This is a genomic window from Actinomadura sp. RB99 (assembly GCF_014706005.1).
Classification (GTDB): domain Bacteria; phylum Actinomycetota; class Actinomycetes; order Streptosporangiales; family Streptosporangiaceae; genus Spirillospora.
Map to the genome: position 1 here is coordinate 98,307 of NZ_JABMCA010000021.1, position 16,040 is coordinate 114,346.

Annotated in this window: 13 protein-coding genes; 1 reads left to right on the forward strand and 12 read right to left on the reverse strand. The window is 71.5% G+C overall.

Features of this window, described 5'->3' with window-relative positions; genetic code table 11:
- Position 1: 1 nt before the first annotated feature.
- The 10 genes from amrb99_RS20410 to amrb99_RS20455 all read right to left on the reverse strand — a co-directional run bounded on the left by amrb99_RS20410 (position 2) and on the right by amrb99_RS20455 (position 9,173).
- Positions 2-871 (reverse strand): ABC transporter permease, encoded by an 870-nt coding sequence (locus amrb99_RS20410; RefSeq protein WP_190858224.1) that lies wholly within the window; start codon positions 869-871, stop codon positions 2-4.
- Complete coding sequence (locus amrb99_RS20415; protein ID WP_190858226.1) at positions 864-1,799, reverse strand: ABC transporter ATP-binding protein; 936 nt, start codon at positions 1,797-1,799, stop codon at positions 864-866. Before amrb99_RS20415 ends, amrb99_RS20410 begins: the two co-directional genes overlap by 8 nt.
- 14 nt (positions 1,800-1,813) lie before the next feature.
- Positions 1,814-3,067 carry a DUF2092 domain-containing protein gene (locus tag amrb99_RS20420; protein ID WP_190858228.1) on the reverse strand — a complete coding sequence of 418 codons (1,254 nt, stop codon included), beginning with the start codon at positions 3,065-3,067 and terminating at the stop codon, positions 1,814-1,816.
- Between the two features lie 16 nt (positions 3,068-3,083).
- Positions 3,084-3,860, reverse strand: coding sequence for an ABC transporter permease (locus tag amrb99_RS20425; RefSeq protein WP_190858230.1), 777 nt, complete (start codon positions 3,858-3,860; stop codon positions 3,084-3,086).
- Positions 3,857-5,440: an ABC transporter permease subunit gene (locus tag amrb99_RS20430; protein WP_190858233.1), complete on the reverse strand. Its 1,584-nt coding sequence runs from the start codon at positions 5,438-5,440 to the stop codon at positions 3,857-3,859. Before amrb99_RS20430 ends, amrb99_RS20425 begins: the two co-directional genes overlap by 4 nt.
- A complete protein-coding gene (locus amrb99_RS20435; protein ID WP_190858235.1) occupies positions 5,437-6,369 on the reverse strand; it encodes an ATP-binding cassette domain-containing protein in 933 nt (310 codons plus the stop codon). The genes amrb99_RS20430 and amrb99_RS20435 overlap by 4 nt, the downstream gene beginning before the upstream one ends.
- A gap of 35 nt (positions 6,370-6,404) precedes the next feature.
- Entirely contained in the window at positions 6,405-7,712 is a 1,308-nt protein-coding gene (locus amrb99_RS20440; RefSeq protein WP_190858237.1) for a sensor histidine kinase, read from the reverse strand.
- A 28-nt stretch (positions 7,713-7,740) separates the two neighbouring features.
- On the reverse strand, positions 7,741-8,427 hold the full coding sequence (locus amrb99_RS20445; protein WP_190858239.1) for a response regulator transcription factor: 687 nt from the start codon (positions 8,425-8,427) through the stop codon (positions 7,741-7,743).
- Positions 8,428-8,603: 176 nt separating this feature from the next.
- On the reverse strand, positions 8,604-8,918 hold the full coding sequence (locus amrb99_RS20450; protein ID WP_190858241.1) for a hypothetical protein: 315 nt from the start codon (positions 8,916-8,918) through the stop codon (positions 8,604-8,606).
- 18 nt (positions 8,919-8,936) lie between these two features.
- Positions 8,937-9,173: an MbtH family NRPS accessory protein gene (locus amrb99_RS20455; RefSeq protein ID WP_190858249.1), complete on the reverse strand. Its 237-nt coding sequence runs from the start codon at positions 9,171-9,173 to the stop codon at positions 8,937-8,939.
- Positions 9,174-9,385: 212 nt separating this feature from the next.
- Between amrb99_RS20455 and amrb99_RS20460 the strand changes: the two genes are divergently transcribed.
- Positions 9,386-10,888: a tryptophan 7-halogenase gene (locus amrb99_RS20460; protein ID WP_190858252.1), complete on the forward strand. Its 1,503-nt coding sequence runs from the start codon at positions 9,386-9,388 to the stop codon at positions 10,886-10,888.
- Between the two features lie 115 nt (positions 10,889-11,003).
- On the opposite strand, the gene htpG is transcribed toward amrb99_RS20460, so the two are convergent.
- Positions 11,004-12,932 carry a molecular chaperone HtpG gene (gene htpG, locus amrb99_RS20465; protein WP_190858256.1) on the reverse strand — a complete coding sequence of 643 codons (1,929 nt, stop codon included), beginning with the start codon at positions 12,930-12,932 and terminating at the stop codon, positions 11,004-11,006.
- Positions 12,933-13,171: 239 nt separating this feature from the next.
- A complete protein-coding gene (locus amrb99_RS20470) occupies positions 13,172-15,091 on the reverse strand; it encodes a BTAD domain-containing putative transcriptional regulator (RefSeq protein ID WP_206700025.1) in 1,920 nt (639 codons plus the stop codon).
- Positions 15,092-16,040 lie beyond the last annotated feature (949 nt).

The window sequence follows — 16,040 nt, forward strand, 5'->3', positions numbered from 1 at the left end:
GTCAGCCCGTCGCGTCGGCGGTGCTGAACCTGGCCCATGCGATCGAGCAGAACAGCACCAGGTACGCCCCGAACGAGAGCAGCCCGTGCAGGACGCCCGCCGTGTCGGCCGGCTCCCGCAGCAGCGCGTCGAACGAGGTCCACCAGTGGGTCGGCAGGTACGGGCGGATCGCGGCGAACTGCAGCACGTTGTCGGCGACCTCGCTGGCGACGACCAGGACGGTGACGGCGGCGACGGCGCCGATCGCGTGCTCGGTGAAGGTGGAGACGGCCAGGCCGATCGCGCCGAGCGACGCCATCCCCGCCGCCACGTACAGCGTGACGAGCAGCAGCCGGAGGATCCCCTCGACCAGCGGCACGGAGGTCCCCGACAGCAGCGTCACCGGCCCCAGCGGGAACAGCAGCGCGCCGGTGGCCAGCGCCACCGCCGTCACGGCGAACGTGACGGCGGTGCCGAACACGACGATCACGGCGTACTTGACGGTGAGCAGCCGGGTGCGCCCGGCCGGCACCGCGAGCAGGTACCGCAGCGTGCCGGAGCCGCTCTCCCCGGCGATCGAGTCCCCGGCGACCACGGCGACCGCGAAGGGCATGATCAGGGTGACCAGCAGGGCCAGCGCCATGAAGCCGAGGAAGATCCCGTTTCCGGTGAGCTGGCCGAAGAACGCCACGTTCGGCCCCCCGGTGGCGCCCGGCGGCGGTGCCTGCGCGCGCATCCCGATGCCGATGGCGACCGGGAAGGCGGCGACCACCGCGAGGAGCAGCTGATTGCGGCGCCGCCCGAACACCAGCCGCAGCTCGGAGCGGAACAGGCGGAGCCAGGCGCGAACCGGCGCCGGCGCCCCCGCCGCGGGCGTCGTGACCTCAGTCATCGACCTCGAACCCCTCCCCGGTGAGCCCGACGAACAGGTCCTCGAGCGCGGGCGCGGTGACGCCGAAGCCGCGGACGCCGACCCCGGCGGCGACCAGCTCGGCGCAGATCCGCTCGGGCTTGTCGTCCGCGAGGTCCGCCGACACCTCGTCGCCGGCGGTCCGCACGCCGGGCAGGCCGAGCCGGGTGAGCACCGCCTCCGCCGCCGCGGGACGGGCGGTCTCCACCCGGACCCGCACCGCGCTCGTGGCGCGCAGGTCCGCCAGCGAGCCCTGGAAGGCCAGCCCGCCCGCGCGCATGACGCCGACGTGGGTGCAGACCTGCTCGACCTCGGCGAGCAGGTGCGAGGAGACGAAGACGGTGACCCCGCCGGCCGCGATGTCCCTGATCAGGGCCCGGACCTCACGGGTGCCCTGCGGGTCCAGGCCGTTCGTCGGCTCGTCCAGGACGAGCAGGTCCCGGGGCCGCAGCAGCGCGGCGGCGATCGCCAGCCGCTGTCTCATCCCGAGCGAGTAGTGCCGGTACCTCTTCCTCGCCGCGGCCGTCAGGCCGACCCTGTCGAGCGCCTCGCCGACCCGCGCGGACGCGGTCCGGGGATCGGCCGTCCGGCCGGCCGCGTCGTACCGCAGGAGGTTGTCGCGGCCGGTCAGGAACGGGTAGAACGCGGGGCCGTCGATCAGCGAACCGACCCGCGGCAGCACCGCGGGCGCCGCGGCGGGCATGGGGGAGCCGAGCAGCGTGACCGTGCCGCCGGTGGGGAAGACCAGCCCGAGCATCATCCGGATCGTGGTCGTCTTCCCCGATCCGTTCGGGCCGAGGAACCCGTACACCGAGCCGCTCGGTACGGCCAGGTCGAGGTGGTCGACGGCGACCTGGCCGTTGCCGAACCGCTTGGTGAGCCCGTCCGATGCGATCGCCCACGTGTCCATGCCGGATGGTCCGGTCACTTGCCGGGGGCCGGGGTCGCCACGTGCCGCCAAGGCTGCGACTCGGCCTTGCCGATCCGCCCGACCGCCTGGTAGAGGACGTCGGGTGCGACCGCGCCGGCCAGGACGTGCCCGTTGCCGGTGAACAGGACGGAGAGCACGCCGGTCCGCAGCAGACGACCGCTGCCCCACGCTCCGCGCACCGGCTCGGCGAACCGCTCCAGCGAGCTCAGCACCGTTCCCGGGTCCAGGTCGGGCGACGCCGCGGGCCCGTTCGCGGGCGCCTTGACCGACGCCTTGTCGGAACCGCTGAACGGTGCGCGCCCGCCCTTGGACGCGTTGCGGGCCGCCGCGGGCACGGACGACTCGGGCAGGTCGGCGACGGCCAGCCAGCCGCTGCCGATCAGGCCCGTCCCGCCCAGGAGGGGGACGCCCTGGGTGGCGTCGGCGGTGCCCTTGCCGGAACCGGCCTTCCCGCTGCGCCGGTCCTGCCCCTGCAGGACGGTCGCCCCGGCGGGCGGGCGGAAGGCGAAGCGCGTGGACGGCCGGGCGAACGAGACCGAGCTGTAGCCGACGCTGAAGGCCGGGGCGGTCGCGTTCTTCCCGTACACCTGCACCCGCAGGGGCACGTTGCGGGCGCTGTCGATGGCGATGCGCACCGTGCCGATCAGCGAGCCGCCGCTCTTCGGCGCCAGCACGAGCTGGTAGGCGGGGCGGCCCGCGACCGTCACCGGCGCGGCGGTGGTCACCGTCGTGGTCGGGCCGGCCTTGGCGAGCGCCTGCTCGGCGGCCTGCTGCGGCGTGACCGGCAGGGGCGTGGCGGGCGGCGCCTGCGCGTCGGCCGGCAGTGCCGCGTGGACGGCCTGGTTGGCGGCGCTGTCCCACAGCCACAGGCTGCCGCCGTTCCTGATCAGGTCGAACTCCTTCATGCGCTGCGGCAGTTCGAGCCGGTAGTGCGCCGGATCCGCGTACCAGACGCGGATCGTGTTCGATCCGGCGAGCAGCGACTGGAGCGGGGACGCGCCGGCCGCCGGTGGCGGCGATGGAAGGCCCAGCGACGCCGTCTCGCTGATCGTCCCGTACAGCGGCGGCACGGACGCCCGGTCGGCGACCGCGGCGAGGAGTTGCCCCGCCGTGCGCGCCGGCAGCCGCGGCGGCGGTGGCGCGGCCGCGGAGAGGGCGGCCGGCGCCAGCGTCCCGCCGAGCATCGCGACGACCGCGGCGGGAACCGCCCACCTGGCATGCCGTGACGGGTGCGGTGGCCGTGTCATCTCGTCCTCCTCGCTTTCATGCGTCCCGCAGGCGGAGCACCAGCCCGCCGGTGATGAGCGCCCCGCAGGCCCAGGCGGTGAGCACGCCGAGGCCCGCCCAGGGACTCATCGGAAGACCGCTCAGCCCGACGGTGGCCTCGATGTTCATTCCGGCGGTCATCGGCCCGATCTCCTGGATGTGGCGCGACGCCGAGGTGTTCCCGAGGGCCGCGCTGAGGATGGGGAAGAGGTAGAGCAGCCCGAGGACGACGCCGATCGCCGCGGCGGCCTCGCGCACGGCGGCGGCGACACCGATGCTGAGCAGCGCGATCAGCGCGAGATAGAGCACCGACCCGCAGGCCGCGCGCAGGACCGGGCCGTCGCTCAGGGACAGGGACGGGTAGCCGTGGGCGGGACCGATGCCGTTCCCGGGCAGGATCAGCCGCCCGGCGAGCAGCGACCCCAGGACGGCGACCGCACCGGTGGCCAGGACCGGCCCCGTGACGATGGCGGCCTTGGCGGCCAGCACGGTGAGCCGGTGCGGCATCGCCGCCAGCGTGAGGCGGATCATTCCGGTGCCGTACTCCCCGCTGACCGCCATCACCGCCACGACCGCGACGACCGCCTGGCTCAGGTAGATCCCGGTGAGGCTGATCTTGGCGGGGTCCTCGGTGCAGTTCCCGGTGGGGCACTTGACGGCCGCTCCGGCCGTCGCGCCTATCACCACGGTGAGCGCGGCGGCGGCGAGCAGCAGCCAGGCATTGCTGGGGATGGTCCGCAGCTTCGTCCACTCGGCGTGCAGCGCGTTCTTCACGCGTCTCTCCTGCGCATCAGGACGGTCCCGACGACCAGCGCGAGCGCGGCCCAGGCGCAGAGGACGGCGAAACCGGCCCATGGCGCCAGCGGGTAGTAGCCCCACTGTGGTGTGTAGGCGGTGCGCACCTGGTCGTACTGCGGGATCGCCTGCTGGATGGCGAAGCCAGCGGCCGGGGTGACCCGCAGGAGCCACCGGGCTGCGCCGACCGGCAGGACCGACGTCATCGCGAGGACGTAGGGCAGGATCACCGTCGCGATGACCACGGTGACCGTTCCCGCGCTGTGCCGGATGACGGCGCCGACGCCGACGGCGAAGACGGTGGCGACCGCCAGCAGCGCGGCCGTTCCCACCAGCACGCGCGCCTCGGTGCCGGCCGTCATCGGGATGACCGAATAGCCGTTGCCGTGCAGCAGGCTCTCGCCGATCGGCACCGTGATGCCCACGGCGACCAGCCCCGCGACGAACGCGACGGCGCCGATCACGATCGCCTTGGCGGCCAGGATCCGGCCGCGCCGGGGGCTCGCGGCGACGGTCAGCCTGATCAGACCGCGCCGGTACTCGGTCGTGATGAACAGCGCGCCGATCACGACCATCGCGATCATCCCGGCGAACACGCCCTGCAGGATGCTGTTGATGGACTGGACGCCCACGTTGCCGGACCCGCTGACGGCCGGGGCGATGTCCCCGGAGCCGGTCACGGTGTAGCCGCCGCCGGCGGTCGGCCTGTGCCCGCCCAGGTGCGCGATCGGGTACGCCTGGGTCTTCTCGCCGACGAACGTCCCGCTCCAGTTGCCGCCGGACCAGCCGCCGGCCAGCCCCACCCGGTCGAACTCGGCGGTCGCCGCCGTGGGGTCGGTCGAACCGGATCCGGACAGCAGCTGCTGGTTCCCCGGTGGCGTGAACTCGGGGGAGGTGACGAACAGCCCGGCCTCCACCGTCGACCCGAGCCCGGCGAGCCGGGTCGTGCCGATCTTGGACCAGGTGGCGCCGTCGGCGGAGTCGTAGCCGGTCAGGGTGTTGCCGGAGCGCGTCAGCCGCAGCCACCCCGGCGACGACGCGGAGACCTTGCCCGGCCTGCCGGCGATGTCGTGGGTGTAGTCGTACTGCATCCGCACGCCCTTGCCGCCGGTGGCCATGACCGCGGCGTACGGCGCGCCCGGCTTGGTGCTCGCGGCGACGAGCAGCCCGGCCTTGGACCATGTCTGCAGCGACGGGACCGTCCGCGGCGTCCCCTGGACGCTCAGGCCCGACTGCCGGACGCCGGTCAGCGAGGACACCCGGACGGTGATGCTGCCGTCGCCGCTCAACCGCTGGCGCAGGAAGTAGTAGCTGTCCGTCACGCCCTGGCCGCCGGGCCCGGTCGGGACCGTCGGGTGGCACACGCCCTCGCCGCAGCCGTTCTGGCTGTTGAGCCCGGTCATGATCCCGATCAGCACGGTCACCAGGATCGCGACCGCGATGGTGACGACCCAGCCGCGGACGGTCCGGTACTTGGTCAGCTCGGCCCGCAGCAGCTGCGCGAAGCCGGCGTGCCCGGCCGGAGCGGCCGAGCGGTGGGGGATCACGGGGGCGGTCATCGGCGTGCCTCCGTGGCCGGCTCGGCACGGTAGTCGACCGCCTCGCGGGTCAGCTCCATGTAGGCCTCCTCCAGCGAGGCCCGGTGCGAGGAGATCTCGGAGAAGGGCACCGCGTTGCCGCTGAGCAGCGCCGCGATGCGCTCGGCGGGCAGCCCGGACACGGTCAGGACGTCCCGGTCGGTGACCGCCACCGTGCCCCCGGCGTCGGTGAGCACGTTCATCGCCTCGCCGCGCGCGCTGGTCCGCAGCGTCACCCGGCCCGCGGACGCGGACGCGATCAGGGCGGCCACGCTCGTGTCGGCGATGACCTTGCCGCGGCCGATCACCACGAGATGGTGCGCCGTGTCCTCCAGCTCGCTCATCAGGTGGCTGGAGACCAGCACCGCCCGGCCCTGCGCGGCCAGCGAACGGAGGAACCCGCGCATCCACACGATGCCCTCGGGGTCCATGCCGTTGAACGGCTCGTCGAGGATCAGGATCGGCGGGTCGCCGAGCAGCGCCGCCGCGATGCCGAGACGCTGGCGCATGCCGAGCGAGAACGTGCCGGCCTTCCGCTTGGCGGCCGAGCCCAGCCCGGTCCGCTCGAGCGCGGCGTCGACCTGGCTCGCGTTCAGGCCCTGCGAGTGGGCCAGCCAGAGCAGATGGTTGCGTGCCGAGCGGCTGGGCTGCAGCGCCCCCGCGTCCAGCAGCGACCCGACCTTGGTGAGCGGCCGCTCCAGGCTCGCGTAGGGCTTGCCCCCGATCAGGGCGGTGCCGGAGTCGGGGGTGTCGAGGCCCAGGACGGACCGCATCGTGGTCGACTTGCCGGCTCCGTTCGGCCCGATGAAGCCGGTGACCTCGCCCGGCCGCACCGTGAACGTGACCCCGTCCAGCGCCACGGTCGACCCGAACCGCTTGTGCAGCCCGGCGATCTCGATGGTTGCTTCCATGACGGCAACGCTACGGACGCGGGGCGCTCAGATCGTCACGCGGGCGAGCGGCCTTCGCCGTGGCTGGCGGGAGGGACGGCCGCGGCGTTCTCGTCCCCCACAAGGGGGACCCCACCGGGCTCGACGGGCGGATCGGCGCCGGGCTTGACGGGCAGATCGGCCTCGATCAGCAGGCCGCCGCTGCCGGCACTGCCGAGGCGCAGCTCGCCGCCGACGGACGCGGCCCGCTCGCGCATGCCGTGCAGCCCGTGGCCGCCCGCCCGGCCGCCCCCGACGAGCCCGGGGCCGTCGTCGCGGACGCGGAGCCGCAGCATGTCGCCGGTGTAGCGCAGCTCCACATCGACGGCCGCTCCGGGCGCGTGCCGCCGCGCGTTGGTCAGCGCCTCCTGGACGATGCGGTAGGCGGCCAGCTCGGTGCCGGGTTCGAGCGCGGCGGGCGGCCCGGAGACGATCAGGCGGGTGCCCGCCCCGGAGGCGCTCCTGGCATCGTCCACGAGCGTGTTGAGGTCCTGCAGGCCCGGCTGGGGATGGCGCTCGGGGGCGTCGGCGGAGTCCTCGCGCAGGACCCCGAGCAGGCGCCGCATCTCGGTGAGGCCGGTCCGGGCGGCCTCGCTGATCTCCATCAGCCGCTCCGCCCCGGCGGGGGGCATGCCCGGGGTGGTGAGGCGGGCCGTCTCGGCGCGCACGACGACCATCGAGATGTGGTGCGCGACGACGTCGTGCAGCTCGCGGGCGATCCGCGCGCGCTCGCCCCTGGCCGTGTGCGCGACCATGGTCTCGGCGATGACCTTCCGGGCGGCGTCGTACCGCCGCGCCTCGCCCTGCGCCCGGTCCGCGATGCCGGCCCACGCGGCGGCCGGTCCCAGCGAGGCGAGCAGCACCGCCAGGACCCGGACCTCGGTGACCCCCGCCCCGTCCGCGGCGATCGCGGTCACGGCGAACGGAACGGCCACGGCCGACGCGGCGAGCCGCGTCCAGGGCCGCGGCGGCAGGCGCCTGCCCAGCCGGTACAGGGCGATCAGGGTCGCGCATGCGCCGGCGCCGGTCAGCGTGCGGAACGCGGTGAGTGACAGCACGGCCGCGGCGTAGCAGGCCGCGGCGGCCGCGGCGGGCGGGAGGAACGCGACCGGCAGCGTGGTGCCGAGCGCGAGCCCGACCGCCGCGACGAGGACGAACAACTGCGCGTGGTAGTCCGGATGGGTGAGCGCGAAGCGCACGCCCGCCTCGGCCACGGCGGCCAGCCCGAGCAGCAGTCCGGCGGCCGGGACGGCATGCGGCCAGGCGGCGGCCCTCGCCGCGGCGGCCCGGACCGCCGGGACGCGCCGGGAACCCTCCGTGCTCATGCGGCCATTATCGCCACCGCCGCGGCGGCTACGCCGTTCCGGACGAGCCCGGGACGATCAGCCCGTTCTCGTACGCGGCGATCACCGCCTGGGTGCGGTCGCGCAGCCCGAGCTTGCTCAGTATCCGGCTGACGTGCGTCTTCACCGTCTCCTCGGTGACGACCAGCTGGGCGGCGATCTCCGGGTTGGACAGGCCCTCGGCGACCAGCCGCAGCACCTCGGTCTCGCGCGGTGTCAGCGCCGCGAACGCCCCGGACCCGGCGGGCGCCTGGGGGCGCAGCCGGCTGAACTCGTCGATCAGGCGGCGGGTGATGGCCGGCGCGAGCAGCGCCTCGCCGGCCGCGATCACCCGCACCGCGTCGAAGAGCCGCTCGGCCGTCACGTCCTTGAGCAGGAAGCCGCTGGCTCCGGCCCGCAGTGCCTCGTACACGTACTCGTCGAGGTCGAACGTCGTGATGATGAGGATGCGCGGGGCGTTGGCGGCGGAGGCGAGCTGCTGGGTGGCCTCGATCCCGTCCATGCCGGGCATCCGGATGTCCATCACGATGACGTCCGGCCGCAGCTGCCGGCAGAGCCGCACCGTCTCGGCGCCGTCGCCGGCCGTGCCGATGACCTCGAAGTCCGGCTGGGTGCCCATCAGCGCGGAGAACCCCGCGCGCACCACGGCCTGGTCGTCGGCGATGAAGATCCGCACGGCCGAACGCGGCTCATCCATGCCCTGGCGCCACCCTCACGTACCGTCGCAGCGGATCACCTGAGGCAACGATACCGTGGCGCCCGCCCGATCGACGGGCCCCGCACGAAGCCGGCCCGGGCCGCGCACGAGCCGGTCGGGCCGCGCACGAGGCCGGCCCGGGCCGCCGCGCGGTCCGGGCCGGCCGGCGGGACCGGTTACGCGGACTCCGCCTGCGTTCCCGCCTCCAGGGCCGGTGCGGACGGCTCCGGCTCGGCATAGGCGAACGCCAAGTCCTCGGGAATGGCGAACTTCAGCGTGTCCGTGCAGAAGTCCTCCCATTCCGGGGTGACCAGCGTGAAGAGCCGCTTGTCCTTGTCCTTGCCGACCGGGCTGAGCAGCACCGTCAGCTCGTCGCAGAGGAACACCGACGCGTCGTCGGGCATGTCCCGCTCCTCCGGGGCCGCCGCGTCCGCCCAGCCGGGGAACTGGCGCAGCTCACCCAGCTGATAAAGCTTGCAATACTTCTTCATCTCCTACGGCACCTCCGGTCACTCGGCGTTCGCTTGCTCGCCGTCCATGGCGAAACGGAGGCTCTTGGGCCGCATGTCGGTCCAATTCTCCTCGATGTAGCTGTCGCACTCCTCTTTCGAGGCGCACACGCCCGTCTCGTCCCAGCCGCCCGGGACATCGAGGTCCGCCGGCCACAGCGAGTACTGCTCCTCGTGGTTGATCAGGACCTTGAACCGGGCCTCCGGCGAATCGAAGTCGAAGCTGACTGTCCGCACCTGACCTCCCTGCTTTCTGCTCGGCCCCGCGTGGAAATGCGGTTTATTTCCCGCCGCAATAGTAAGACCGCCCGGATGGTGCCGCGCCGTTCAACCAGCGCGCCGCAGCAGTTGAACGGCGCGGTCGGCGCCATTTTTAGGTAACAAGTCGCGATGTTATCATCTGGCCCCGGGATGGCCGAGTTCGGCAATCCGTAGCCGAAAGGTGAGACATGATCCCTGCAAACGCCGAAGAGGTCGATGTCGTGGTCGTCGGCGGCGGGCCCGGCGGTTCGACATTGGCGTCGCTGATTGCGATGCAAGGTACCCGCGTACTGGTTCTGGAAAAGGAGACCTTCCCCCGTTACCAGATAGGGGAGTCCCTGCTTCCGTCGACGATCCACGGCGTGTGCCGGCTGACGGGGGTCAACGAGAAGCTCGCCAAGGCCGGCTTCACCCACAAGCTGGGCGGAACGTTCAAGTGGGGGTCCAACCCCGAGCCGTGGACGTTCGCCTTCGGGGTCTCGCCGAAGATGACCGGTGAGACCTCGCACGCCTACCAGGTGGAGCGAAGCACGTTCGACAAGATCCTGCTCGACCACGCGCGCGAGCTGGGCGCCGTCGTGCGGGAGAACTGCGCCGTCACCGGGGTGCTCACCACCGGCGACCGGGTGTCCGGGGTCACGTACACGGATCCGGACGGCGCGGAGAGAAGCGTCCGGGCCAAGTACGTGGTGGACGCGTCGGGGAACAAGAGCCGGCTGTACCGGGACGTCGGCACCCGGGAGTACTCGGAGTTCTTCCGCAATCTCGCGATCTTCGGGTACTTCGAGGGCGGCAAGCGCCTGCCGGCGCCGAGCTCGGGGAACATCCTGAGCGTCGCGTTCGACGGGGGCTGGTTCTGGTACATCCCGCTGAGCGACTCGCTGACCAGCGTCGGCGCCGTGGTGCGCCGGGAGCTGGCGGACCAGGTCCAGGGGGACCCGGAGGAGTCGCTGTCCGCCCTGATCGCCCAGTGCCCGCTGATCAGCGAGTACCTGAGCGACGCCACGCGGGTCACCGAGGGCCGGTACGGCGAGATCCGGATCCGCAAGGACTACTCGTACCACAACACGAAGGTCTGGCGTCCCGGCATGGTGCTCGTGGGCGACGCCGCCTGCTTCATCGACCCGGTGTTCTCCTCGGGAGTGCACCTGGCCACCTACAGCGCCCTGCTGGCCGCGCGATCGATCAACAGCGTGCTGGCCGGGACCCTGGACGAGGCGACCGCGTTCCGGGAGTTCGAGCTGCGGTACCGGCGGGAGTTCAGCGTCTTCTACGAGTTCCTGATGTCGTTCTACGACCTGCACGAGAGCGAGGACTCGTACTTCTGGGCCGCCAAGAAGATAACCAAGACGACGTCGTCCGAACTGGAGTCGTTCGTCGACCTGGTGGGGGGCGTGTCCTCCGGTGAGGCCGCGCTCTCCAACGCCGACGTCCTCGCGAAGCGGTTCAAGGGCGAGTCACGCGAGTTCGCGGGCGCCGTGGACGAGATCATCGCCAACAAGGGCCAGAGCATGCTCCCGCTCTTCCGGTCGTCGGTCGTCCGCCAGGCGATGCGCGAGGGCGGGCAGGTCCAGTCGCACGCCATCCTCGGCGAGGACGTCGAGGGCGAACCGCCGGTCTTCGAGGGCGGGCTCGTACCGTCCGGCGACGGGATGTTCTGGGTCGTCCCGGAAAGCAAGCCGGCGCCGTAGCCGCCGGCACGAAGGCCCGCACCACGGTGCGGACGGCCACCGCCCGCATGGCCCGCATCCGCGGCCATGCGGGCGGTGGCCGTTCGTGCCCGCGGCGTTCCTTACACGGCGCCCATCAGCCGTCCGCTCCACCGGAGCCGTCGGTGAGCGCGGTGAGCAGGTCGGTCAGCCGGCCGACGAATGCGGCAGGATCCTCGATCCGGGCACCGAAGGTGAGCACCCCCTGGTTGAACAGGACGTGTGCCCAGTCGGCCATCCGGTCGTCGTCCAGCCTCTCGTTGAGCCTCTGGATCAGCGGATGCTTCGGGTTGAGCTCCAGCACCGCCTGGCGGGGCAGCCCGGCACCGCGGAGCCGGTGCATCAGGTTGACGTCGATCTCCGGCTCGTTGCTCACGATGCACGCGGGCGAGGTGGTGAGCCTGGTGGACAGCCGCACGTCGAACGCCAGCCCGGACAGGTAGGCCTTGAACCTGCCCAGCAGCGCCGCGTACTCCGCGTCCGCCTGCTCCTTCTCCTGCTTCTCCTCCTCGTCCGCCAGCGCGCCCAGGTCCCCGGCGCCCTGCGCCACGGACTGGAACCTCCTGCCGTCGAAGTCGTGCAGGCTGGAGACCACCCAGTTGTCGACGCCTTCGCCCAGCAGCAGCACTTCCACCCCCTTGGACCGGAACGCCTCGAGATGGGGGCTCGCCTTGGCCGCGGCCGGCGACGGCGCGAGCAGGTAGTAGATGTGCTCCTGCCCGTCCTTCATCCGCGCCACGTAGTCGGCCAGCGAGACGTCCGCGCCGTCGGCCGCGGACCTGGTCGAGGTGAACCGCAGCAGCTTCGCGATGTCGTCCCGGTTGGAGTAGTCGTCGGCGACGCCCTCCTTGAGCGTGGCGCCGAACTCCTTCCAGAACACCGCGTACTTCTCGGGCTCGCGATCGGCCATGTCCGCCAGCCGCCGCAGGACCTTCTTCACGGCGTTGACCCGGATGTTGTCGACCGCCCGGCTGCCCTGCAGGATCTCCCGGGACACGTTCAGCGGGAGGTCGGCGGAGTCGATCACGCCCCGGACGAAGCGCAGGTACTTGGGCAGGATCTGCCCGGTGTCCTCCATGATGAACACCCGCTGCACATGCAGCCGGACCCCGTTCCGGGAATTCTGCACCCACAGGTCGTACGGCGCCGTGCCCGGGATGAAAAGCAGCAGCGTGTACTCGTAGATTCCCTCGATCTTGGCGTGCACCCAGGCGAGCGGGTCGGAGGCGTCGCCGGAGATGTGCCGATAGAACTCGGTGTAGTCATGGTCGGCCAATTCGTCCTTGGGCCGGGCCCAAAGCGCCGATGCCTTGTTGATCGTCACATCCGGCCGCGGTCCGGCCTCGTCTCCGTCCTCCTTTTCACCGGACTCGCCGGGCATGAGGATCGGCACGCTGATGTGGTCGGAGTACTTCTCTATGATCGACCGGAGCCGCCAGCCGTTCAGCAGGTCCTCCTCGCCGTCCTTGAGGTGCAGCACGATCGTGGTGCCCCGGTCGGCGCGCTCGATCGTCTCCAGCGAGTACTCGCCCTTCCCGTCCGACGTCCACCGCACCGCCTCGCCGGCTTCCAGCCCGGACCGCCGCGTGGTCAGCACCACCTTCTCCGCCACGATGAACGCCGAGTAGAAGCCCACCCCGAACCGGCCGATCAGCGCGGCGTCCTTGCGCTGGTCGCCGGTCAGCGACCGCAGGAACTCCTGGGAGCCGGACCTGGCGATCGTCCCGATGTTCTCGATCACCTCGTCCCGGCTCATCCCGATGCCGTTGTCCGCGATCGTGATCGTGCCCGCGTCCTTGTCATGGCCGACCCGGATCCGCGCCGGCCCCTGGGCCTCGGGTGATTCGCCCGCCGCCAGCAGTTCCAGGCGGAGCCGGTCGATCGCGTCCGAGGCGTTCGAGATCAGTTCGCGCAGGAAGATCTCCTTGTTGCTGTACAGCGAATGGGTCATCAGATCCAGGATCTGCACGGCCTCCGCCTGGAAGCTGAACACCTCTTGCCCGGACCGTTCCGCCGCCACCGTCATTTCCGCCTCCGTCCGCAGCCCGCCAATGACGCGCCGAGTGTAACTCTCCGGTGTGTTCGCCGCCAGCATGGCTTCGGCCGGCGGCGCCAATTCTCCGGCAACTCGATTCCCGTATGAATCGCGGGCGGGCAAGGGCGTGCGCGGGCAGCGCATGGCGCCCGTAAGTATCGATACAGCGCGAGATGCGCGCCGTTCAGGAAACGGCGATCCGTTTTGAATCGCGGAAATCGGAGCCTTTCTCAGATTCCCCGCAGGATCCGGGGCGGTTCCGTATCGAGAACTCCGACGGGATCGAAGGAGAGCCGGTTGCCGGTCGGCGTGTTCCCCGACCGGCCCGACTCCGCGCGCATCGTGGCCACCAGCGCGGGGATCGTCAACTCGGGCTTCCCGGCGATCCGCGCCGCGGCGCCGCACAGGGCGGACGGCAGGCACCCGCACAGCGTGATCAGGTCGTGGGCCGCGGACCGATCGGCCCGCATCCGTTCGCCGCCCACGATCTCGGCCAGCAGTTGGTGCGCTTCCGCCCGCGTCAGGACATCGAGCCGGATCCGGCGCGCCCCCTCCGACACCGCCAGCTCGTCGAGGCTCTTCCTGCTGGTCACCAGCACCATGCTGCCGGGTCCGTCCGGTAGCAGCGGGCGGACCTGCTCCGCCGTCCCGGCGTTGTCCAGCAGGATCAGCATGTCGCGGCCTGCCAGAAGCCGCCGGTAGAGGACGATCCGATCCCCGGTGTCCGGTGGGATCATCGAGGCCGGCACGCCGAGAGCCCGCAGGAAGCGGTGCAGGATCTCGCCGGTCCTCGGCTCGGAGGTGTCGCCCTGAAGGTCGGCGAACAGCTGCCCGGCCGGAAAGCGCCCCGCGAAGCGGTGCGCCCAGTGGACGGCGAGCGCGGTCTTGCCGACACCGGCCCGGCCGGTCAGGGTGACGAGCGGCCTGCCGTCCTCGCCGTGGTCCGGCCGGTCCAGCAGGTCGGTCAGAGCGTCCAGTTCGGCGCGCCGCCCGGTGAAATAGCTGGGATAGGCGGGTATCTGCGCGGGCGCGACCGGGGCTTGGGGCGGCGCGGCGGCCTCGTCCTCGCCGAGGTGCACCACCGGGACCTGCTGGCGCAGCACCCGCATGTGCGCCTGTTCGAGCACTTCGCTCGGAGATATCCCCAGTTCCCGGGCCAAACGGGAACGCAGCGCGGCATAGACGGAAAGTGCGGTAGCCTGCTGCCCCGAGCCGGCCAATGCGATGAGCAGATGGGCGTGAACGCGTTCGTTCAACGGATCGGCCGCGGCAAGGGCGTGCAGCCTGGGAAGCACCTGATTATGCAGCCCGAGACCGCAGGCGACCTCGGCGTATTGCAGATGGACATCGACCAGCCACCGTCTGAGTTGTGCGACCGCGGGCTCTTCGTGGAGCATGACGAGATCGGCGAACGGATTCCCCCGGCACAGCTCCGCCGCCCGCTCATAAATTGAATACGCCGTCCTGAGCATTCCCAGGTTCCGCGCCATATCGGCTTGCCGCACAAGGTCCTTGAAAACCTGCACGTCTATCTGCCCCGGTTCCAGGCTGAGCCGGTAGGAGCCGTTGGCGAAGATGATCGACGGAGCTCCGGTCGTGTCCTTCCCGGCACCGGGAACAAGGAGCCGGCGAAGCCTGCTGACGTGGACCTGTACCAGGTTCACCGCGGTGGGCGGCCGCTCGTATCCCCAGACCGTGTCGATGATCACGTCCCGGTGCACCGGGGTGTCCGCGTTCGCCGCCAGCATGCCGAGCACCGCCCGCCGTGCCGGCGGTCCCAGACGCAGCGGGGCGCCGTCACGCCAGACCTCCAGCGGCCCGAGCGCCGCCAGCCACAGTCCCCGCCTGTCCCGCCGCTCAGGCGAATTCCATTCGGCGCCGGGAGCCCGTGCCTCGACCGTGGCGACCCGGCTGGAAGCCGCCTCCGCCAGGTCCGACGTCCGATCGGAGTCCAGACCCAGGGCGCCGGCCAGCGCGGCCAGCGAGCGGCGGCGCGGGCGGGTGCGACGGCCCTGCTCCAGATCTCTGACGGCGGCGAGGCTGAGGCCTGCCAGGGATGCCAGTTCCTGCTGCGTCAGACCGGCCTCCGCCCGCAAGGCGCGGAGCACGTCCCGGAGGCCGGGACCTGGCCTGAAACCCTCTTCCCCCATGGTGTCCCTTACGCTACGCCGTCGAGGCTATTTCGGCCCTACCTCAAATCGATGTCATTTCCCACGGGTCGAAGTTCCCGTCGCAACGCGAACGCACCGCGCACCCGCCCCACATGATCCGATCGTTACGGCCATTCGGCAAGGTTGGATCGGTGACCTGCAGGAATGTAGGGATGCAGGAGGCCGGGTGGAGGCTCACGCCGGCCTGGCGGTACAAAATGCGCGGTGTCCGAGTGGTCAGCGGCTGGTGGTTCGCTGGCGCCGCGGCGGCCGATCCGGTGACGCGGCCGGTTTTGATGTGGGATTCATGTCGACCTGAATTCGCCGGGCCGGGAGTCGCCCAGGGCGGGGCCCGGTGTGGACATGCTGGTTGATCAGCGGTTTCGCGCTGCATGACCGTCCACCAAAGTAAGTACTTACCGTTGCGACGGGCGGCGGAACGCCCTCTGCGGCCGGTACGGTGTGCGAACGCGAGCGGTGCTCGATGATCACCATGAGTTCCGTACCTGGAATCCGCCGTGCATATCGAACGCGGGGCTCGGGGATCCCTTCGACGACCTTTGGTCCACATGAACGGCTCGGGCCGGCGTTCAACCGCAGGGCCAGACTCCGGGTGCCGGAGTCCACTCTCGAAAATTCACGAAAAGACACTTCCGGTCGTCACGCAACGCGATCAAGTCCTACCTCAATGCATGCGGGGCGAATATTTACACTCGGGGCACGATCTGACAAACAGGCAATGGCGGCCCCGCCGCGTGGACCGCCGAATCGCGGGCCGTTGAAGGCCGATCCCCAGGCAGAGCCCGTGCGGAACCCGTCGCGGAGCCGGCTCGCACGCGGCCCGCGGCCGGGGGAACCGGCGTCCGCGAGGACGCACGGCGGCTCGCCCGGGCCGCACGAGCCGAGGCGGCGGGTACGGCAACCCGTCCGTAAGCAGCGCGACAGCTTG